The sequence below is a fragment of the Pseudomonas sp. S35 genome (assembly GCF_009866765.1).
GTDB lineage: Bacteria > Pseudomonadota > Gammaproteobacteria > Pseudomonadales > Pseudomonadaceae > Aquipseudomonas.
On sequence record NZ_CP019431.1, the window covers coordinates 6,110,462 to 6,130,985 of the forward strand.

Annotated in this window: 15 protein-coding genes and 2 pseudogenes; 11 read left to right on the top strand and 6 right to left on the bottom strand. The window is 60.8% G+C overall.

Translation table 11 applies throughout. The annotated features are described in order from the left end of the window. Positions 1 to 65: 65 nt before the first annotated feature. From betA to yccS, 8 genes are all read left to right on the top strand, one after another. Complete coding sequence (gene betA, locus PspS35_RS27660; RefSeq protein WP_159937586.1) at positions 66 to 1,760, top strand: choline dehydrogenase; 1,695 nt, start codon at positions 66 to 68, stop codon at positions 1,758 to 1,760. 143 nt (positions 1,761 to 1,903) lie between these two features. Beyond that, positions 1,904 to 3,346: a TldD/PmbA family protein gene (locus PspS35_RS27665; protein WP_159937587.1), complete on the top strand. Its 1,443-nt coding sequence runs from the start codon at positions 1,904 to 1,906 to the stop codon at positions 3,344 to 3,346. After that, entirely contained in the window at positions 3,346 to 4,662 is a 1,317-nt protein-coding gene (locus PspS35_RS27670; RefSeq protein WP_159937588.1) for a TldD/PmbA family protein, read from the top strand. The genes PspS35_RS27665 and PspS35_RS27670 overlap by 1 nt, the downstream gene beginning before the upstream one ends. 187 nt (positions 4,663 to 4,849) lie before the next feature. Next, on the top strand, positions 4,850 to 5,740 hold the full coding sequence (locus PspS35_RS27675; protein WP_159937589.1) for an alpha/beta hydrolase: 891 nt from the start codon (positions 4,850 to 4,852) through the stop codon (positions 5,738 to 5,740). A gap of 35 nt (positions 5,741 to 5,775) precedes the next feature. Further along, complete coding sequence (mdtD, locus tag PspS35_RS27680; protein WP_159937590.1) at positions 5,776 to 7,203, top strand: multidrug transporter subunit MdtD; 1,428 nt, start codon at positions 5,776 to 5,778, stop codon at positions 7,201 to 7,203. A 130-nt stretch (positions 7,204 to 7,333) separates the two neighbouring features. Next, a complete protein-coding gene (dbpA, locus tag PspS35_RS27685) occupies positions 7,334 to 8,671 on the top strand; it encodes an ATP-dependent RNA helicase DbpA (RefSeq protein ID WP_238786087.1) in 1,338 nt (445 codons plus the stop codon). A 160-nt stretch (positions 8,672 to 8,831) separates the two neighbouring features. Then, entirely contained in the window at positions 8,832 to 10,010 is a 1,179-nt protein-coding gene (locus tag PspS35_RS27690; protein WP_159937592.1) for an NAD(P)/FAD-dependent oxidoreductase, read from the top strand. Positions 10,011 to 10,169: 159 nt separating this feature from the next. After that, positions 10,170 to 12,353 (top strand): YccS family putative transporter, encoded by a 2,184-nt coding sequence (yccS, locus tag PspS35_RS27695; protein ID WP_159937593.1) that lies wholly within the window; start codon positions 10,170 to 10,172, stop codon positions 12,351 to 12,353. A 4-nt stretch (positions 12,354 to 12,357) separates the two neighbouring features. On the opposite strand, the gene PspS35_RS27700 is transcribed toward yccS, so the two are convergent. Beyond that, entirely contained in the window at positions 12,358 to 13,095 is a 738-nt protein-coding gene (locus tag PspS35_RS27700; RefSeq protein WP_159937594.1) for a transporter substrate-binding domain-containing protein, read from the bottom strand. Positions 13,096 to 13,271: 176 nt separating this feature from the next. Here PspS35_RS27700 and PspS35_RS27705 point away from each other — a divergent pair, with 176 nt between their 5' ends. Then, positions 13,272 to 13,724 carry a GNAT family N-acetyltransferase gene (locus PspS35_RS27705; RefSeq protein ID WP_159937595.1) on the top strand — a complete coding sequence of 151 codons (453 nt, stop codon included), beginning with the start codon at positions 13,272 to 13,274 and terminating at the stop codon, positions 13,722 to 13,724. Between the two features lie 17 nt (positions 13,725 to 13,741). Here PspS35_RS27705 and PspS35_RS27710 read toward each other — a convergent pair whose 3' ends face one another. The 3 genes from PspS35_RS27710 to PspS35_RS27720 are packed head-to-tail and all read right to left on the bottom strand — an operon-like array spanning position 13,742 to position 16,707. Beyond that, positions 13,742 to 14,038: a winged helix-turn-helix domain-containing protein gene (locus PspS35_RS27710; protein ID WP_159937596.1), complete on the bottom strand. Its 297-nt coding sequence runs from the start codon at positions 14,036 to 14,038 to the stop codon at positions 13,742 to 13,744. A gap of 19 nt (positions 14,039 to 14,057) precedes the next feature. Then, positions 14,058 to 14,558: a M48 family metallopeptidase gene (locus PspS35_RS27715; protein ID WP_159937597.1), complete on the bottom strand. Its 501-nt coding sequence runs from the start codon at positions 14,556 to 14,558 to the stop codon at positions 14,058 to 14,060. 43 nt (positions 14,559 to 14,601) lie between these two features. Next, positions 14,602 to 16,707, bottom strand: a complete 2,106-nt coding sequence (locus tag PspS35_RS27720; protein ID WP_159937598.1) for an EAL domain-containing protein — start codon at positions 16,705 to 16,707, stop codon at positions 14,602 to 14,604. A 308-nt stretch (positions 16,708 to 17,015) separates the two neighbouring features. On the opposite strand from PspS35_RS27720, the gene PspS35_RS27725 reads away from it, so the two are divergent. Continuing rightward, complete coding sequence (locus tag PspS35_RS27725) at positions 17,016 to 17,681, top strand: polysaccharide lyase family 7 protein (RefSeq protein ID WP_159937599.1); 666 nt, start codon at positions 17,016 to 17,018, stop codon at positions 17,679 to 17,681. Positions 17,682 to 18,233: 552 nt separating this feature from the next. After that, positions 18,234 to 18,517, top strand: a pseudogene (locus PspS35_RS27730) (fructose-bisphosphate aldolase). Between the two features lie 57 nt (positions 18,518 to 18,574). Here the strand turns inward: PspS35_RS27730 and PspS35_RS27735 are convergent. Further along, positions 18,575 to 18,696, bottom strand: a pseudogene (locus PspS35_RS27735) (fructose-1,6-bisphosphate aldolase); the annotation flags it as partial. 633 nt (positions 18,697 to 19,329) lie between these two features. Further along, a complete protein-coding gene (fba, locus tag PspS35_RS27740; protein ID WP_003234513.1) occupies positions 19,330 to 20,394 on the bottom strand; it encodes a class II fructose-bisphosphate aldolase in 1,065 nt (354 codons plus the stop codon). Positions 20,395 to 20,524 lie beyond the last annotated feature (130 nt).

Below are 20,524 nucleotides of genomic sequence, written 5' to 3' on the forward strand. Positions count from 1 at the left end.
AAATGTGGGAGGGGGCTTGCTCCCGATGAGGCCCGACCTGACCACACTTCAAAGAGGGTGCATTTATGTCCCAAGAATACGACTACATCATTGTGGGTGCCGGCTCTGCCGGTAACACCCTGGCGACCCGTCTGACCGAAGACGAAGGCGTCACCGTCCTGCTGCTGGAAGCCGGCGGCCCGGACTACCGTCTCGATTTCCGTACCCAGATGCCCGCCGCCCTGGCATTCCCGCTGCAAGGCCGTCGCTACAACTGGGCCTACGAAACCGACCCAGAGCCACACATGGACGGCCGCCGGATGGAATGCGGTCGCGGCAAGGGCCTGGGTGGTTCCTCGCTGATCAACGGCATGTGCTACATCCGTGGCAACGCTATGGACTACGACAACTGGTCGAAACTGCCAGGCCTGGAAAACTGGACCTACCTCGACTGCCTGCCGTATTTCCGCAAGGCCGAAACCCGCGACATCGGCCCGAACGATTGGCACGGCGGCGATGGCCCGGTCAGCGTGACCACGCCTAAAGCGGGCAACAACCCATTGTTCCACGCCATGGTCGAAGCCGGCGTGCAGGCCGGTTACCCGCGTACCGAAGACTTGAACGGCTACCAGCAGGAAGGTTTCGGCCCGATGGACCGTACCGTCACGCCGAACGGCCGTCGCGCCAGCACCGCACGCGGTTACCTGGATACCGCCAAGAAACGTTCCACCCTGACCATCGTCACCCACGCCCTCACCGACAAAGTGTTGTTCGAAGGCAAGCGTGCCGTTGGCGTGCGTTACCTGATCGGCGCGGCTGAAGAACGCGTTGAAGCCCGTGCGCGCAAGGAAGTGCTGGTGTGCAGCGGCGCAATCGCTTCGCCGCAACTGCTGCAACGCTCCGGCGTGGGCCCGGCCAAATTGCTGGAAAGCCTCGACATCCCGGTGGTCCACGACCTGCCCGGCGTCGGCGAAAACCTGCAGGACCACCTTGAGCTGTACCTGCAATATGCGTGCACCCAACCGGTGTCGCTGTACCCGTCGCTGCTCTGGTACAACCAGCCGGCCATCGGTGCCGAATGGCTGTTCAACGGCACCGGCATCGGCGCCAGCAACCAGTTCGAAGCGGGCGGTTTTATCCGTACCCGTGAAGAATTCGAGTGGCCGAACATCCAGTACCACTTCCTCCCTGTCGCGATTAACTACAACGGCAGCAACGGTGTGAAAGAGCACGGTTTCCAGGCGCACATGGGCTCCATGCGTTCGCCGAGCCGTGGCCGTATCCAGCTGAAGTCGAAGAACCCACGGGACTACCCGAGCATCCTCTTCAACTACATGGCCACCGAGCAGGACTGGCAGGAATTTCGCGACGGCATCCGCCTGACCCGTGAAATCATGCAGCAGCCGGCATTGGATCAATACCGTGGCCGCGAAATCAGCCCAGGTATTGAAGTGCAAACCGATGAGCAGTTGGACACGTTCATCCGCGAGCACGCCGAGACCGCGTTCCACCCGTCCTGCTCGTGCAAGATGGGCACCGACGAGATGGCGGTAGTGGACGGCGAAGGCCGCGTGCATGGCATGCAAGGTCTGCGGGTGGTCGACGCCTCGATCATGCCGATCATCACCACCGGCAACTTGAACGCGCCGACGATCATGATCGCCGAGAAAATCGCCGACAAGATCCGTGGCCGCCAGGCGCTGCCGCGCAGCACGGCTGACTACTATGTAGCAGGCGGTGCGCCGGTGCGGGGCAAGCCGATGCGTGAGATTGTGCAGTAACTCAAACACCGCGGTGTTCCCATCGGGGGCTTGCCCCCGATGAGGCCCGGACAAACAACGCACAACCACCTCCCTTGATCAGCCCCCAGCCCAGGCCTACTCTGTCTGCCTGCCCGCGCTGAGCCGCCCACAAGGAAGGCCCCATGTTCTACCACCACGCCACACTCAAAAAACACTTCGCGGCCCTGCGCACCACCGCTGAGTTCTTCTCCCTGCGCTACGTACGCGAATCCGGCCAGTACCTTTCGGTGCGCAAGAACGTCGCCGAACCGCCCCACCTGAGCCACGACGAAGGCGCCATGCTCACCGTGCGTCTCAACGGTGTCGAAGCCTACGCCGCGACCCACGACATTTCCCTTGCCGGCCTGCAGGCCGCCCTTGAGCGTGCCGAACAGCAAGCCCGGCAGATCAAGCCGCACGCCCTGCTCGACCTGCGCGACCAACACGTGTCCAGTGACGTGGCCGACTACTTGTCGCCCGACCTCAACCAGCCCTTCCCGTCCCTGAGCGACTGCTACCAACTGCTCGGCGACGAGTCCGCCGCCGTGCCCAAGGACGAGCGCCTGGTGAGCTGGGATGTGAGCCTGGGCCTGACCCACGTCGAGCAGATCTACCTCAACACGGCCGGCGCCGAGTTGCGCCAGGCTCAGCGCTTTGTGTTCCCCGGCGTCAACGTCACCGCGTTTGATGGCAACGACAGCCAGACCCGCACCCTCGGCGGCAGCAACTTCGGCCAGCAAGGCGGCTTTGAAGTGATCAGCCGTTTCGGCCTGGTCGGTGCGGCGCCACGGGTGGCTGACGAAGCCCTGCAATTGCTGCTGGCGCCGAACACCCCCCAAGGCCCCCGCGACCTGCTGCTGATGCCAGACCAGATGATCCTGCAGATCCACGAGTCCATCGGCCACCCGCTGGAACTGGACCGCATCCTCGGCGACGAACGCAACTACGCCGGCACCAGCTTTGTGAAGGCCAGCGACTTTGGCCATCTGCAATACGGCTCCACGCTGCTCAACGTGACCTTCGATCCGGACATTCCCGAGCAACTCGCCAGCTACAGCCATGACGACGACGGCACCGCCGCCAGCAAGCAATTCCTCATCCGCGAAGGGCTGCTGCTCAAGCCGCTGGGCGGCGCGCTGTCGCAGTTTCGCGCCGGCATGAGCGGCGTGGCCAACAGCCGCGCCAGCAGTTGGAACCGCGCACCGATCGACCGCATGGCCAACCTGAACATCGAAGCCGGCGACAAGCGCTTCGCGCAGTTGGTGGGCGGCATCGAAAACGGCATCCTGATGTCGACCAATCGGTCGTGGTCCATTGACGATGCGCGCAACAAATTCCAGTTCGGCTGCGAATGGGGCCAGTTGATCGAAAACGGCGAGCTCAAGGGCGTGGTGAAAAACCCCAACTACCGGGCTATTTCCGCGCAGTTCTGGCGCAAGCTCAGCGCCGTGGGCGACGCCAGCACCACCCAAGTGCTGGGCACGCCGAACTGCGGCAAGGGCGAACCCAACCAGGTGATTCGCGTGGGCCACGCCTCACCGGCGTGTGTGTTCAGCAACGTTGACGTATTTGGGGGAGATGCCTGATGAACAACTTCAAGGCATTGGTGGAGTGGCTCAAGCAGGCCATCACCGACAAGGAACAATTTCACCTGGGCTACGCAGCGGAGTCATCCGAGTTCGTGCGTTTTAACCACGCCAAGGTGCGTCAGGCCGGGCAGGTGCAACAGGCCAGCCTCAACCTCAAGTTGATCAACGACGGGCGCCATGCCGACCTGAGCATCACCCTGGCCGGTGAACCGGAACTGGACCGCCAGCGCCTCGCCGAGGGTTTGCAGCAACTGCGCGAGACCTTGCCGCTGCTACCGCAGGACCCGTATCTGCTGCTGAACCACAACGCCTGGCACAGCCACAACGAACAGGCCCAGCCGCTGCCCGACCTGGCCCTCGTGCTGAAGGACATCAGCCAGGCTGCCGACGGCGTGGACTTGGTGGGCATCTACGCCGCCGGGCCGATCAGCCGTGGCTTTGCCAGTTCCGGCGGGGCATTCGGCTGGCACCAGGCCAATAGCTTCAACTTCGATTTCAGCCTGTTCCACGCCAACGGTGAAGCGGTAAAAGCCAGCTACGCCGGGCACACCTGGGACAGCGCCGAGTTCGACCGCCGTTTGCAACAGGCCCGCGATCAGCTTGAGTTCCTCGGCCGGCCGTTGCACCCACTGGCGCCCGGACAGTACCGCGCCTACCTGGCCCCGGCGGCGCTGGAAGAAATCATCAGCATCATCACCTGGGGTGGTTTCTCCGCCCAGGCCATCGCCAGCAAAGGCAGCTCGCTGCAAAAACTCTACGCCGGTGAGCAACACCTCAGCCCGCTGGTGACGGTGGACGAGCAGGTCAGCGGCTCCCTGAGCCAAGCGTTTTCCAGCGAGGGCTACCCGCGCGGCGATGTGACGCTGATCAACGCTGGCAAGGCCGACGGCCAATTGGTCAACTCGCGCAGCGCTGCCGAATATGGCCTGAGTGCCAACGGCGCGAGCAGCGACGAATCCCCCAGCGCCTTGCAGATGGCGGCGGGCAGCCTGGCCCAGGCTGACATCCTCAAACAGTTGGGTACCGGGCTGTACATCAGCAACCTGTGGTACCTGAACTACTCCGACCTACCGGCCGCACGCCTCACCGGCATGACGCGCTTCGCTACCTTCTGGGTGGAAGACGGCGAGATCAAGGCGCCGGTCAGCACCATGCGCTTTGATGACAGCGTCTACAGCTTGCTGGGTTCGCAGTTGCAAGCGCTGACTGCCGAGCGGGAATTGCTGCTGTCGGCCAGTACCTATGGCCAGCGCAATACTGCGTCCAACCTGCTCCCCGGCGCCTTGGTAAAACGCCTGACGCTGACCCTCTAAACACTGCAAACCCAATGTGGGAGGGGGCCCTCTCCCACATTGCTTAGCGGTGATTTCAGAGACTTCGTTTCACCTATTCCTACCGCCAAATCCCATCTCACACGCCTCCCCGTGCAGCCTGTTGTCGCCTGTAAAAAACCTCGTTATAACGGTTGGTGGCATACCGCCATCCACAGGAAGTTTTGCGATGAACCATGGAAGTTTCGTCATACAAAAGCTGTTCAAGCACTACAACGTTCACATGGAGCAACTGGGTCACGACCCGCAGAAGAAAACCGTGCTGATGGTCAATGGCGCGCTGTCCACCACCCGCTCGTTCGCCCGCACCAGCAAATGCCTGGCCGAGCACTTCAATGTGCTGCTGTTCGATTTGCCATTCTCCGGCTACTCCCGCGAGCACAACACCGACCTGGACCTGGTGACCAAGGACGACGAAGTGCAGATGCTGCGCGCCCTGGTGGAGCGCTTTGAGGTCAACCACCTGGTGTCGGCCTCCTGGGGTGGCATCTCCACGCTGCTGACGTTGGCGCACAACCCGCCGTCCATCGAAAGTTCGGTGGTGATGGCCCTGGCACCCAGCCTCAACCCGGCCATGCTCGATTATGTGGAGCGCGTGCGCGTGCTGATCGAGGCCGATGACAAATCCGCGGTCGGCCACTTGCTCAACGAGACGGTCGGCAAATACCTGTCACCACGCCTCAAGCGCAACAACCACCGCCACCTGTCGAGCATGGCCACCACCGAGTATCGCCAGGCGCGCTTTCATATCCACCAAGTGCTGGGCCTGGGCGACGGCAACTACCTGCCGGCACTGCGGCAGATTGAAACCCCGGTGCATTTCCTCAATGGCACGCTGGACGAGTACACCCCGGCCGCCGAAGCGCAATTGTTCAAGCAGTACGTGGGCCGCAGCAGCTTTGCCGTGGCCGAGCACACTGGCCATTTGCTTGATCTGGAGTCCCGCGAGGCGGCCTTGTCGGTGCACCGCGCGCTGCTGAATTTTTTGGTCGGCAAGCACGCGGTGTTGTCAGACATAGACCAACCGCCAGTGGGAAAAAGCGCGACGAATGGCGCATAATCGCCAACACATAGCCTGCTAACAAAAGGGTTCCCATGCCGAATCGCGTCCCGCTCGATGCCAAGACCGCCCGCTGGCTGCCCTGGGTGGTCGCGATTGCCTTCTTCATGCAGTCGCTGGATGGGACGATTCTGAACACAGCCCTGCCGGCGATGGCGCGGGACCTCGCCGAGAACCCGTTGCGCATGCAAGGCGTGGTCATTGCCTACATGCTCACCGTCGCGCTGCTGATCCCGGCGTCGGGTTGGATCGCCGACCGTTTCGGCACCAAGAAGATCTTCTTTGGCGCGATCATGCTGTTCAGCATCGGGTCCTTGCTGTGCGCCTTGTCCAGCAGCCTGACCATGCTGGTGGGCGCACGGGTGGTGCAGGGCTTGGGCGGCGCGTTGATGCTGCCGGTCGGCCGGCTGGTAGTCTTACGTGCCTACCCGCGCTCCGAACTGGTGCGGATCATGGGGTTCATTACCATCCCTGGCCTGCTCGGCCCGTTGCTGGGCCCGACCATGGGCGGCTGGATGGTGCAATACCTGACCTGGCACTGGATCTTCCTGATCAACCTGCCCGTGGGGATGATCGGCTGCTACGCCGTGTGGAAATTCATCCCCGACCTGCGCGGCAGCGAGCGTACGCGCTTCGATGGCATCGGCTTCCTGCTGTTCGGCGCGGCGATGGTACTCATCACCATCGCGATGGAAGGCCTGGGCGAACTGCACCTGCCGCACCTGCGGGTGATGTTGCTGCTATTCGGCGGGCTGGCCTGCCTGGCGGCGTATTGGCTGCGCGCCGGGCATATCGACAATGCGCTGTTCTCGCCGGTGCTGTTCAAGACGCGCACTTTTGCGGTGGGCATTCTGGGCAACCTGTTCGCCCGCCTGGGCAGCGGCGCGCTGCCGTTCCTGGTCCCCCTGCTGTTGCAGGTGGCGCTGGGCTACTCGCCGTCGCAAGCCGGCATGAGCATGCTGCCCCTGGCGGCGGCGGCGATGTTTGCCAAGTCCGTGGCGCGGCCGCTGATCGAGCGCCTGGGTTATCGCATCGTGCTGACCGGCAACACCCTGGCGTTGGGGTTGATGCTCGCCAGCATGGGCCTGGTCACGGAACACACGCCCTACCCTTTGCTGCTGGGCATGCTCGCGGTGCTGGGGGCGATCAACTCCCTGCAATTTACCGCGATGAACACCGTGACCCTGATCGACCTCGACGACGCCCAGGCCAGCAGCGGCAACAGCTTGCTGTCGGTGGTGGCGCAACTGTCCTTAAGCCTCGGCGTGGCCTGCGCCGGTGCACTGCTCGGCGGTTTCACCGCTGAGGCCGGCAACGATGGTGTGGACAGTATCCTTGGCGCCTTCCAATTGACCTTCCTCACCGTGGGCATCATGGCGATGCTGGCGGCGGCGATCTTCCTGCAACTGTCGCCAAAAGATGGCAAACGCGCGGTCAGCCCGGAGCAGCATATCGAGCATTAGCTGGCGGCTCGTCTAGAACTTGCGGGGAAATTCCCACAGGGCTGCTACACTGCGCGACATTTTGTTTTGCAGAGCCAGTCCCGTGACTACCATCGCCACCGCTTTTAATACTTTGCCCCTGTCCGCCGCCATGCTGGCTAACCTCGACTCGCTGGGTTATGTCGAGATGACGCAGATCCAGGCGCAAAGCTTGCCGGTGATCCTCAAGGGGCTGGACCTGATTGCCCAGGCCAAGACCGGCAGCGGCAAGACCGCTGCATTCGGTATCGGCCTGTTGAACCCGATCAACCCGCGCTACTTCGGCTGCCAGGCCCTGGTGATGTGCCCGACCCGTGAACTGGCCGACCAAGTGGCCAAGGAAATCCGTCGCCTGGCCCGTGCCGAAGACAACATCAAGGTGCTGACCCTGTGCGGCGGCGTGTCCCTCGGCCCGCAGATCGCGTCCCTTGAGCACGGCGCCCACGTGATCGTCGGCACCCCGGGCCGCATCCAGCAACACCTGCGCAAGGGTTCGCTGGTGCTCGATGGCCTGAACACGCTGATCCTCGACGAAGCCGACCGCATGCTCGACATGGGCTTCTACGACGCCATCGAAGACATCATCAGCAAGACCCCGCCACGCCGCCAGACCCTGCTGTTTTCGGCCACCTACCCGGTGAGCATCAAGCAATTGGCGTCCAAGTTCATGCGTGCGCCGCAGCAAGTGAAGGCCGAGGCGTTCCACTCCGATGACCAGATCGAGCAGCGTTTCTTCGAGATCTCCCCGGAAGAACGCATGGACGCGGTGACCAAAGTCCTGGCGCACTTCCGCCCGGCGTCCTGCGTGGCGTTCTGCTTCACCAAGCAGCAAGTGCAGGAAACCGTGGACCACCTGACGTCCAAGGGCATTTGCGCCGTCGGCCTGCATGGCGACCTGGAACAGCGCGACCGTGACCAGGTGCTGGCGATGTTTGCCAACCGCAGCACCTCGGTGCTGGTGGCCACCGACGTCGCCGCTCGCGGCCTGGACATTGACGCGCTGGACATGGTGATCAACGTCGAATTGGCCCGCGACTCGGAAATCCACATCCACCGGGTCGGCCGTACCGGCCGCGCCGGTGAGACCGGCATTGCCATCAGCCTGGTCGCACCGTCCGAAGCGCATCGCGCCCAGGCCATCGAGCAACTGCAGAAGTCGCCGCTGAACTGGGACCAACTGGACAACCTCAAGCCGCAAAGCGGTGGTCCGCTGCTGCCGGTGATGAGCACCCTGTGCATCGCCGCCGGCCGCAAAGACAAAGTGCGTCCGGGCGACATCCTCGGCGCACTGACCGGCGACGCTGGCATCCCGGGTGCCCAGGTCGGCAAGATCGCGATCTTTGACTTCCAGGCGTTCGTGGCCGTAGAGCGCGGCATCGCCAAGCAGGCGTTGCAGCGTTTGAATGACGGCAAGATCAAAGGCCGTTCGTTGCGCGTTCGCATCCTGTAAAAAATCTCCCATTCAATGGAGATCCAAATGTGGGAGGGGGCTTGCCCCCGATTGCAGTGTGTCAGTCGGTACATCTGCCACTGATACACCGACATCGGGGGCAAGCCCTCTCCCACAGTTTTGATTGCATTTCAGATCAATATTTTGTGAGGACACCGTTTTGCGCTCGACCGAAGTTGTGATCATTGGCGCCGGCGCCGCAGGCTTGATGTGCGCACTGACCGCCGCCGGGCGTGGGCGCAAGGTGATGTTGATCGACCACGCGAACAAGGCCGGCAAAAAGATCCTGATGTCCGGCGGTGGCCGCTGCAATTTCACCAACATGTACACCGAGCCTGCCAACTTCCTCTCGCACAACGCGCACTTCTGCAAATCCGCCCTGGCCCGCTATACCCAGTGGGATTTCATCGGGCTGGTGGCCAAGCACGGCGTGCCGTACCACGAGAAAAAACTCGGCCAGCTGTTCTGCGATAACAAGTCCAGCGACATCCTCGGCATGCTGCTCGACGAGTGCATCCAGACCGGCGTGAGCCTGCACCTGGACACCTCCATCCAGGAAATCGCCAAGCTCGAAAACGGCTACCAGCTGCAGACCACCTTGGGTGAACTGCGCTGCGAATCCCTGGTGATCGCCACGGGCGGCTTGTCGATTCCAACCTTGGGCGCCACCGGTTTTGGTTATCAAGTGGCCCAGCAATTCGGCCATGAACTGCTGCCGACCCGCGCCGGGTTGGTGCCGTTCACCATTACCGATCAGCTCAAGGATGTGTGCGGCGAGTTGTCCGGCACCTCGGTCGATTGCCTGGTCAGCTGCAACGACCAGAGCTTTCGCGAGAACATCCTGTTTACCCACCGCGGCTTGAGCGGGCCGGCGATCTTGCAGATTTCCTCCTACTGGGAATCCGGCGACACCGTGGAGATCAACCTGCTGCCCGACCACGACGCCCACACCTGGCTGCAACAGCAGCAGGTCGAGCACCCCAACAGTGAGCTGAAAACCCTGCTGGGTGAGATCTTCACCAAGAAGATGGCCAACCTGCTGGCGCAGACGTGGTTTGTGTCCAAGCCGATGAAGCAGTACACCCACGCCGAAATCGCCGACATCGCGCAGAAGCTGGGGTGCTGGCAGCTGGTGCCGGCAGGGACCGAGGGGTATCGCACCGCCGAGGTGACGTTGGGGGGTGTGGACACGCGGGAAGTGTCGTCCAAGACTATGGAGTCGCTGAAAAGCCCAGGGTTGTACTTTATTGGTGAAGTGCTGGACGTGACCGGGCACCTGGGCGGGTTTAACTTCCAGTGGGCGTGGGCTTCCGGTTACGCGGCCGCGCAGTTTGTTTGACACGACGCAGTAGAAAATGTGGGAGGGGGCAAGCCCCCTCCCACATTTTGATTTGCGGTGTGCCAGGGAATAAATTGCAGTGAGATGTGATCACCACCCTTGCCGTGGCGTCACTGATGGCTCAATTTAGCGGCATCGTCCCGGAAGACTCACGACTTCATGTCATCGACCTCGTTCAAGCAGTCCATGCGGCGCCTGTGGGCGCTGGATAAATTCAGTTACAGCATTCGGGTATTCATCGCCCTTACCGGCAGCATGGCGCTGTGCTGGTACCAGGATGAAATGGCGCTGCTGATCCCGCTGTTCCTGGGAATCATCGCCAGCGCCCTGGCTGAGACCGACGACAGTTGGCAAGGCCGTCTCAACGCCCTGGCGGTGACGCTGGTGTGTTTCAGCATCGCCGCGCTGTCGGTGGAGTTGCTGTTCCCTTACCCGTGGATTTTCGCCCTCTCGCTGGCCCTGGCAACGTTCGGCCTGACCATGCTCGGCGCCTTGGGTGAACGCTATGGCGCGATTGCGTCGGCCACGCTGATTCTGTCGGTCTACACCATGATCGGCGTGGACCAACGCGGCGGTGCCGTCAGTGATTTCTGGCATGAGCCATTGCTGCTGGTGGCCGGCGCCGCCTGGTACGGCGCGTTGTCGGTGCTGTGGCAGGCGCTGTTTTCCAATCAGCCGGTGCAGCAGAGCCTGGCGCGGTTGTTCCGTGAATTGGGGCGCTACCTCAAGCTCAAATCTTCGTTGTTCGAACCGATCCGCCAGCTGGACGTGGAAGCACGCCGCCTGGAACTGGCCCAGCAAAATGGCCGGGTGGTGGCGGCGTTGAATGCGGCGAAGGAAATCATCCTGCACCGCGTGGGCAATGGTCGACCGGGTTCGAAAGTCAGTCGTTACCTGAAGCTGTACTTCCTGGCCCAGGACATCCACGAACGCGCCAGCTCCTCCCACTACCCTTACAACGCCCTGGCCGATGCGTTCTTCCATAGCGATGTGCTGTTCCGCTGCCAGCGCCTGCTGCGCCAGCAAGGCAAGGCCTGCCAGGCGCTGGCAGAGTCGATCCAGCTGCGCCAACCGTTCATCTATGACGACAGCTTCGCCCAAGCCCTCAGCGACCTGAATGCCTCCCTGGAACACCTGCGCATCCAGAGCAACCCGGCCTGGCGCGGCCTGCTGCGTTCGTTGCGCGCGCTGGCCGCCAACTTGTCCACCCTCGACCGCCTGCTGGGCGACGCGAGCAACCCCGACGCCCTGGCCGACGCCACCGACAGCAACCTGCTGGACCGTGCGCCGCGCAACCTCAAGGAAATGTGGACGCGCCTGCGCACCCAACTTACGCCGACGTCGCTGCTGTTTCGCCATGCGTTGCGCCTGTCCCTGGCGCTGACCATCGGCTACGGCACCTTGCATGCCATCCACGCTTCCCAGGGTTACTGGATCATCCTCACCACCCTGTTTGTGTGCCAACCCAACTACGGTGCGACGCGGCGCAAGCTCGGCCAGCGGATCATCGGCACCGCCATCGGCCTCACGGTGGCCTGGGCGCTGTTCGATCTGTTCCCAAGCCCCTTGGTGCAATCGATGTTCGCCATTGCCGCCGGCCTGGTGTTCTTTATCAACCGCACCACCCGGTACACCTTGGCCACGGCGGCCATCACCCTGATGGTGCTGTTCTGCTTCAACCAAGTGGGCGATGGCTACGGGCTGTTTCTGCCACGGCTGTTCGACACCCTGCTCGGCAGCCTGATTGCGGGCCTGGCGGTATTCCTGTTCCTGCCCGACTGGCAAGGCCGGCGGCTGAACAAAGTGCTGGCCAACACCCTGACCTGCAACAGCATCTACCTGCGCCAGATCATGCAGCAATACGCCGCCGGCAAAAGCGACGACCTGGCCTACCGCCTGGCACGCCGTAACGCGCACAACGCGGATGCGGCGCTGTCCACCACGCTGGCGAACATGCTGATGGAACCGGGGCACTTTCGTAAGGAAGCAGACGTGGGCTTCCGCTTTTTGGTGCTGTCCCACACCTTGCTCAGCTACCTGTCGGGCCTTGGCGCCCACCGCGATACGCAATTGCCGGCCGAGGTACGCGAGCACTTGATCGACGGCGCCGGGAAGACACTGGCGGCGAGCATCGATGAAATCGCCACAGGGCTGGCCAACAAGCAGCCGATTGCGATCCAGAGCGACGCCGAAGAAGCCCTGGCGGCGGACCTGGAGCAGATGCCGGATGAGATTGATGAAGGGCAACGGTTGGTGCAGACGCAATTGGCGTTGATTTGCCGGCAGTTGGGGCCGTTGCGCACGCTGGCGGCGCATTTGATCAAGGACACCAGCGCGGCTTAGGCCGCTACATCCCGTGAGCCTTCATCAACCGCTCATAGCTACCATCAGCCTTCATCTTGGCAATTTCACGATCAAAGCTCGCCACGATCTGTTCATGCTCGGGGTTCTTCAGGCTTACCAGGATATGCAGGCTGTTCTCACTGAGCGGCTTGGGCAAGAACTCCACCGTATTGCGCACCCGCGCCGATTCGCGCGACAGGTAATAGCGCGCCACGTATTCATCCTCCACCGTCAACCGCACGCGCTGCGCCGCCAGCATGCGCACGGCCATGGCGAAGTTATGCACAGGGACTTTCTGCATCTGGGCGTCCCCATCGAACGCCGCCGAATAGGCATACCCGCGCACCACGGCGATGGGGTAGGCGTGCAGTTGTTCAAGGTTTTGAAATTCGATGGGATCGTCACGGCGCTTGATAAAGCGCACGCGGTTGAGCAGGTACTCCCCAGAAAACTGCCCCAGTTGCGTACGGGCGTCGTCGTACCAGGCATTGACCAACACGTCATAGCGCCCATCGCCCACGCCCATCAGTGCCCGAGCCCAGGGCACCTGCTCGAAGTCACTGGCATAGCCCGCACGGGCCAGGGCTGTGCTGACGATATCGGTGGCCAACCCGCCATTGATCAGGGTGGCATCGGTAAACGGCGGCCATGCATCCGCGACCAGGCGCAAGCGCTGTGCGACGGCAGGCTGGGCCAGCAGCAACACTCCAATCAAAGCAAAGGCACGAGAAAACCGCGGCATGCTTAACGTCCTTGGCGGGCACTGAGGATCTAACAGTAGCTGAAGATTACACAAAGAAACGCGCGGCGAATGCACTCAATGATGGCAAATTGATTTCACTCACAAAAATAGTTGATTTAGACAGCGTTGCCGATGGCGCTTACTATCCAGCACAGACATTTACGTGAGAACACACCATGACAGTCGATTGGGTCTGCAAACATCACACTGACTTGGGCAAGGAGCAGCTGTACGCCATCCTGCGCTTGCGCGGCGAGGTTTTCGTTGTCGAGCAGAAGTGCGTCTATCAGGACATCGACGGGCAGGACCTGACGGGCGACACCCACCACTTGATGGCCTGGAAAGATGATGAACTGGTGGCTTACCTGCGCCTGCTGGACCCTGAGTCCCAAGGCGGCGATGTGGTAGTTGGCCGGGTGATCGTCGCGCCGGTGGCACGGGGGACCGGGCTGGGGCACGCGATGATGGAAGAAACCCTCAGGCAGATTGAGGATATCTGGCCACAGACGCCGATCTTTCTGTCAGCTCAGGCGCATTTGCAGGGCTATTACGGGCGCTATGGGTTTGTGGTGGCGGGTGAGGAATACCTTGAGGATGATATTCCACATATTGGTATGCGCCGCGCTTAAGGCCGCCATCGCTGAACTCAGGGATAACCCAGAACCCGCTTGATCTGGCCAAGATTCACCGCGATCCATCCCCGATCAATCGCACCCCAGTCGCGAATCCGATAGTGCCCGGCATGGTTGCGGGCACCGTCTTGCTGCTCGAATTCACACACGATATCCAGGTCGGCCAACGCCGCAATCGTGTCCTGCGCTGTGCGCCGGGGCATGCCGGTGGCGTCGGTCAGCGCCGGCACATTGCTGGCCAGCCCGCTGTCGATCAAGTACGCCACATACAGGCGGCGGTAGAAGCTGCTTTTGGTCTTGCTCACATCCATGATCAGTCGCCTTGTGCGGTCAGGGTTTGCCCTGCAGGTCGCGATACGTGAGGTACACCCGCAGGTCGAATTCAACCTGGTGGTAGCCCGGCATCATATAGTCGCAGAGTTTGTAAAAGGCCTTGTTGTGGTCCGACTCCTTGAAGTGCGCCAGTTCGTGCACCACGATCATGCGCAGAAATTGCGGCGCGGCGTCCTTGAACAACGAGGCAATGCGGATTTCTTTCTTGGATTTGAGGTTGCCGCCCTGCACCCGCGAAATCGTGGTGTGCAGGCCGAGGGCGCGGTGGGTCAAGTCCAGGCGATTATCGAACAGTACCTTGTCGATGGCCGGCGCATTGCGCAGGTGCTCTTGCTTCAAGGCCAGGGCGTAGGCGTACAGCGCTTTGTCGCTCTGCACGGCATGGCGTTCGGGGTAACGCTGTTCCAGATAGGCACCCAACTGGTCCTTGGCGATCAGTTGGCGTACTTGCTCCTGGAGGGCTGCGGGGTAGGCCTGGAGGTATTTCAGCGCGGTCATTGAGGTCTGCAACGGGGATCGAATGGCCGCCAGTGTAGCGAATTCAACGCACGCGGGCGCGTGACCAGTCGACCACGTCCTCAGCCATCAGAGGTTGCGCTGCCCACGGCCCCTGGATAAACGGGCAACCCTGAGCCTTGAGCCACTGGGCCTGCGCCTGGGTTTCCACGCCCTCGGCGACCACCAGCACCTCAAAATGCGCGCACAACTCGATAATGCTGCGCGCCATAGCGGCGTCCCGCGCCGAACCCGGCAGGCGCGCAACCAATTGCGGGTCGAGCTTGAGGGTGTCGAATTCCAGGTCGCGCAGATGGGCCAGGGAGCACTGCCCCGAGCCAAAGTCATCCAGCGCGATGCGCACCCCGATTCGGCGCAGCAGCTTGAGCTGCTTGGTGGCCTCCTCCAGGTTACTCATCAGGCACTCCTCGCCGATTTCCACCTCCAGTTGCCGCGCCTGCAACCCATGCCGCTCCATCACCTGCTGCAATTGGTTAGCCAGGTTCGGCATATTGAACTGGCTACTGCTCAGGCTCACGCTCAGCACCAACTCATCGTCGAAGGTGCTGTGCCACACCTGGCGCTGGGCGGCGACCTGCTGGTAAATCCAGGTGCTCAGTTGGCTGATCAGCCGGGCCTCTTCCAGCAACGGCAAAAACAGACCCGGCGGCACATCGCCGACACTGGGGTGCTGCCAGCGCAACAACGCCTCGACGCCGCGTAAACGACCGTCCGCCAGCGAGACCTGAGGCTGGTAAACCAGGGTGAATTCCTTGCTTTGAATCGCCGTGCGCACGCTGTCTTCGAGCATCAGCCGCGAACGGGCGCGGCCGTTCATTTCCTGGTCGTAATAGCGATACTGCTGACGGCCTGCGCGCTTGGCTTCGTACATGGCGATGTCGGCCGCACGCAACAAACCATTCAAATCCGCGCCGCAGTCCGGGAAGGTGGCAATGCCGATGCTCACGCCGAGCATTACATCCAAACCGTCGACCTGCTGGCAAACAGACACTCGTTCGATCAGTTTTTCCGAAATCTTGGCCGCCTGTTCCGGGAATTCCAACTCCAGCAGCGCGGTAAATTCATCGCCGCCCATGCGCCCGATAATGTCGTAGGAACGCAAGCAGCCCTGCAATTGCTCCGACACCCAGCGCAACACCCGGTCACCAGCATCATGGCCCAATGAGTCGTTGACCCGTTTGAAACCGTCAAGGTCCAGGTACAACAACACCAGTGACTGCTCGGTGCGCTCGCTGCGCAACAGCGTGTTTTCCACCGCCTGGTAGAAGCCGCGTCGATTCAGCAGCCCGGTCAGCGGGTCGGTCACGGCCTGGAATTCCAACTGCTGGTGCAGGTGCCGCACTTCGGACATGTCCAGCACCGTCACCACCATAGCCTTCTGCTCGGCAGGCAGCGGCGCGCACGACAACGCCACCGGCACCTGCTGGCCACGTCCCGTGCGTAGCAGCGCATCGTGCAGACGCCAGGTTTCGCCCTTGCGGTAACCGGCGTACATCTGCGAATCCAGCCAAGTGGGTACATGGGGTTTTTGCAGGAAACTCAGGAAGTCCTGGCCTTGCAACTCCTGGATCGTCGCGTTGAGCAGGCGCGAAATCGCCGGGTTGGCGTACTCGATCACGCCCTCCTCACTCACCACCAGGATGCCCTCGGCGGCGTTATCCAGCACCGACGCATTAAACGCCCGAGCGGACTCCAGATCATGGCTCAGGCGCTGCAAGGCTCGGCGGTTGCGCTGGTGCTCCAGCAACGCCTGGACCTTGGGCTTGAGGATATGCGGATCGAAAGGTTTGAACAGGTAGTCGATGGCGCCACTGGCATAGCCTTCCAGCACGGCGGCAGGCGACTGGGCGTTGGCACTCAGAAAGATGATCGGGGTCATGCGTGTGCGCTGGCTGCCGCGCATCAAGCGGGCGACTTCGAAGCCGTCCATGCCGGGCATCATCACATCCAGCAACACCAGGTCGACTTCATGCAGCAGCAGCAACTCCAGAGCCTCCAAACCCGAGGATGCCGTCACCACCTGCCAATCATCACGCTGCAAAAGCGCACGCATGCTGATCAGGTTTTCCGGGTAGTCATCGACCACCAGAAGAACCGAACTGCCATCGCCGTGATGTGGAGCGCATTCCATGCTGGGACTCTTCCTTAGGTCTAATCCGGTCATTTCTGACAGAAAAGCCGGACAAACATCAAGGCCTCACTCTAGCCCCGGATCCTGAAAATCAGAAGTGACGTGGATGCCATCATTGCGCCAAAGTTCAGTCAGCCGACTAACGGTCAACCTCTACAGCCCACGGTTCATGGGAAACATGGCTTTTTGGCATTCCTTTGGCGCCAATAAATTGCCAGCAAATGTTTAACAACAGGCCGGCCACCGCCTATAAAGAACCTGTCTGGCCCCCGGGCCAAAGCCTTCACCCCCTGTAAAAGGCCAACACCATGATCGACCTCTCCACTTGGAACCTGAGCATTCCGGTCGGCTCGCCCCCCGCGACCATCGACACGCCAAAACTGCTCAGCGGCTTCAATGACCAGTACTTCCAGGCCGAAGGCAGCAACGTGCAATTCTGGACACCCGTCACCGGCACCCGCACCGAAAACGCCATCTACCCCCGCAGCGAACTGCGCGAAACCTACGCCGACGGCCGCCTGCGCAACTGGACCTACCCCGACGCCGACAACTTCCTGCGGGCCACATTGGCGGTGAACCAAGTGCCCTCCAGCGGCAAGATCGTCATTGGCCAGATCCACGCCTATGACAGCCAAAAACCCCTGATCAAGCTCGAATACCAGTTCAAGGAAAAGACCCAGACCGGCAACATCGTCGCCAAAGTGCGCATGCGCCCGGATGAAGACGAGAGCCGTGTGATCATCGTCGCCGCCAATGTGCCACTGGAGAAAAGCTTCACCTACGTAATCAACCTCAACAAAGCCGGGCTGCTCAGCGTGTACGCCGCCGACAGCGAGTGGAACGAGCGCATCGGCGCGGCCTGGGCGGCCAAGCCGCTGTACTTCAAGGCGGGCGCGTATGTGCAAGACAACAGTGGGGACAGCAAGGAAGGGGCGAAGGTGACGTTTGCCAAGTTGGATATTGATCACGAGTGAAGTGTCCGGTGGTGCCAGGGACGATTCCACGGTGAAGCGACCGTATTAAACACGCCACCATCCCTGTGGGAACCGGGTTTGCCCGAGATAACGGCATAGGCACTTAAAGTGCTGACACATAACTCTGTGGTGAGCGGGCTTGCCCCGCTCACCACAAGAGCCTCGTGGGCTCAGGTAATATTTTCACCAAAGATGTGCAGATATGCATGGCTATCGCGGGCAAGCCCGGCTCCCGCAGTTGATCTGCTTTGCCTGAAGACGCTGTGCTCGTCCTACACGACCATTGCGACAAGCAAAATCGCCGCTTATAGTTCGCCCCGTCGCCGGCATTGACTGGCGATAGGGTTTCGCAGCCCTACAGAGTTAAAACCGCACCCGTCAAAACAGCCCCGGCATTCCTGCCGAAGGCCGTCTTTGTTATGGCGGCTGTGCGTGGGAGACCTTCGGGTCTGCCGGGTCTTAACTCCTCGGTCTGCGAACCCGCGCACAGTTGCCACCTTATTTGTTTCGCAGCAAACGGTGGCCATTCTTCTATTGAGTTAAGGATTTTCCATGAAGAGCCAACTACCACCCCGCCGCTTCTACCCCTGCACCGAAACCGCCACCGACAATCCCGTGCTCCTGATCGACAGCGACGCCCCACTGCTCGACCTCCACGCCTGCCTGCGAGAACGCCTCAACGCCGCCCTCGAACACCTCAACCTGATGGCCTGCCGGACTTTGCAGAGCGCGACTTGAATAACGTGGCCAATACCGCACGCATCCTGGTGCAGGACGTGAGCGATGTGTTTCGGGTGATTGAACATCGAGGTTTCGATTCAACACCTGCAACCTGATCAAGTACCAGCCACAAAGCCCGCATCACTGCGGGCTTCTTTTCAAACGCTGAAGGCTCAGTTCACCTTGGCGTTCAACTCACCTTTCAAATACCGCTGGTGTATCGCTTCCAACGAGACCGGCTTGAACCGGCAGTACCAAACGCTTCATAACGCGCGATACACACCTCACGCATGCTTGCTGGGTGACACCCACGTTGTATTCGTAGTCCGATTGAATACATTCGCCCCTTTAGCGCACACCTCTTATTCTAGTTTTTCCATCGAAGCCAATCAAAAAACTATAACTAACTGTTAACTCTAACAGGTGCTGAAAAAGGTAAACGCCATTAACTTTAACCCTGCACAACACGGGTTATAAAACTAAAACCCACGACATTTCCAGCACCACTAGGCCTAATCAAAAAGGACTAAAGAAATAGCTAACAACAGAATTGACTCAATATCTATCATTGGCAATACAGCAACACTTACAGGTTACACATCCGTTCCAAACGCTCGAGTTTATGCCGCCATTGCCCATGTCGGTACTGAGCTTGGACAAACCCAGGCATACGCAAATGGCGCATTCACCGTCACAACTCGCCCACTGGCGCCTGGAAACTACAAAGTCGTCGTTCGGGATCTGGAAAACGGTACCGTTGGGAATAACCAGGACTGGTCAAACGCTGTTGATTTTGTAATCAACTAATCAAAAATACCAACACGAGAAATCTCTCTAACAGCAAAAGCCTTGAACAAAGAGCCTTATATTCATATTTAACGCATTATAAAAAACCCGCATCTCTGCGGGTTTTTTAAACATCTCTGGCTTAGTTCACCTTAGCGTTCAACTCACCTTTCAAATACCGCTGGTACATCGCTTCCAACGAGATCGGCTTGATCTTCGAAGCATTACCGGCAGTACCGAACGCTTCATAACGAGCGATACACACATCACGCATCGCGGTCACGGTGGCGCCGAAGAATTTACGTGGGTCGAACTCACTCGGGTTGGTCGCCATCAGGCGACGCATGGCGCCGGTGGACGCCAGGCGCAGGTCGGTGTCGATGTTGACCTTGCGCACGCCGTGCTTGATGCCTTCGACGATTTCTTCAACCGGTACGCCGTAGGTTTCTTTGATGTCGCCGCCGTACTGGTTGATGATCGCCAGCCACTCTTGCGGGACCGAGGAAGAACCGTGCATCACCAGGTGGGTGTTGGGGATGCGCTTGTGGATTTCCTTGATGCGGTCAATGGCCAGCACGTCGCCGGTAGGCGGCTTGGTGAACTTGTAGGCGCCGTGGCTGGTGCCGATGGCGATGGCCAGGGCGTCGACCTGGGTCTTCTTGACGAAGTCGGCGGCTTCTTCCGGGTCGGTCAGCATCTGGCTGTGATCCAGCACACCTTCAGCGCCGATGCCGTCTTCTTCACCGGCCATGCCGGTTTCCAGGGAACCCAGGCAACCCAGTTCGCCTTCAACCGAAACGCCGCAGGCGTGGGCCATGGCTACGGTTTGTTGGGTCACGCGTACGTTGTACTCGTAGTCGGTTGGGGTCTTGCCGTCTTCGCCGAGGGAGCCGTCCATCATCACCGAGCTGAAGCCCAGCTGGATGGAGCGCTGGCACACGTCAGGGCTGGTGCCGTGGTCCTGGTGCATGCACACCGGGATGTGCGGGAATTCTTCGATTGCAGCCAGGATCAGGTGACGCAGGAACGGGGCGCCGGCGTATTTGCGCGCACCGGCCGAAGCCTGGACGATCACAGGGGAGTCGGTCTTGTCAGCGGCTTCCATGATGGCGCGCATCTGCTCAAGGTTGTTGACGTTAAAGGCTGGGACGCCGTAGCCGAACTCGGCTGCGTGGTCCAGCATTTGACGCATGCTGATAAGTGCCATTGTGTTGTCTCTCCCGGTCGAGGGTCGTTAATCGTGCAAGCCTGCCGTAGCGGCGGCTGCTATTCAAGTTATTGCCGGTCAGGTTTTGCATGCCTGGCCTGCTGAATCGTTATTGCAGTGTCCGGCTCGC

What these genes read in the sequence shown, in the direction of transcription:
- mdtD (WP_159937590.1), top strand. Translation starts at nt 5,776, where the DNA reads ATGCCGAATCGCGTCCCGCTCGATGCCAAGACCGCCCGCTGGCTGCCC.
- PspS35_RS27715 (WP_159937597.1), bottom strand. Translation starts at nt 14,558, where the DNA reads ATGACCGCGCTGAAATACCTCCAGGCCTACCCCGCAGCCCTCCAGGAG.
- fba (WP_003234513.1), bottom strand. Translation starts at nt 20,394, where the DNA reads ATGGCACTTATCAGCATGCGTCAAATGCTGGACCACGCAGCCGAGTTC.
- betA (WP_159937586.1), top strand. Translation starts at nt 66, where the DNA reads ATGTCCCAAGAATACGACTACATCATTGTGGGTGCCGGCTCTGCCGGT.
- PspS35_RS27725 (WP_159937599.1), top strand. Translation starts at nt 17,016, where the DNA reads ATGATCGACCTCTCCACTTGGAACCTGAGCATTCCGGTCGGCTCGCCC.
- PspS35_RS27705 (WP_159937595.1), top strand. Translation starts at nt 13,272, where the DNA reads ATGACAGTCGATTGGGTCTGCAAACATCACACTGACTTGGGCAAGGAG.
- yccS (WP_159937593.1), top strand. Translation starts at nt 10,170, where the DNA reads ATGTCATCGACCTCGTTCAAGCAGTCCATGCGGCGCCTGTGGGCGCTG.
- PspS35_RS27670 (WP_159937588.1), top strand. Translation starts at nt 3,346, where the DNA reads ATGAACAACTTCAAGGCATTGGTGGAGTGGCTCAAGCAGGCCATCACC.
- PspS35_RS27675 (WP_159937589.1), top strand. Translation starts at nt 4,850, where the DNA reads ATGAACCATGGAAGTTTCGTCATACAAAAGCTGTTCAAGCACTACAAC.
- dbpA (WP_238786087.1), top strand. Translation starts at nt 7,334, where the DNA reads ATGCTGGCTAACCTCGACTCGCTGGGTTATGTCGAGATGACGCAGATC.
- PspS35_RS27720 (WP_159937598.1), bottom strand. Translation starts at nt 16,707, where the DNA reads ATGGAATGCGCTCCACATCACGGCGATGGCAGTTCGGTTCTTCTGGTG.
- PspS35_RS27700 (WP_159937594.1), bottom strand. Translation starts at nt 13,095, where the DNA reads ATGCCGCGGTTTTCTCGTGCCTTTGCTTTGATTGGAGTGTTGCTGCTG.
- PspS35_RS27665 (WP_159937587.1), top strand. Translation starts at nt 1,904, where the DNA reads ATGTTCTACCACCACGCCACACTCAAAAAACACTTCGCGGCCCTGCGC.
- PspS35_RS27710 (WP_159937596.1), bottom strand. Translation starts at nt 14,038, where the DNA reads ATGGATGTGAGCAAGACCAAAAGCAGCTTCTACCGCCGCCTGTATGTG.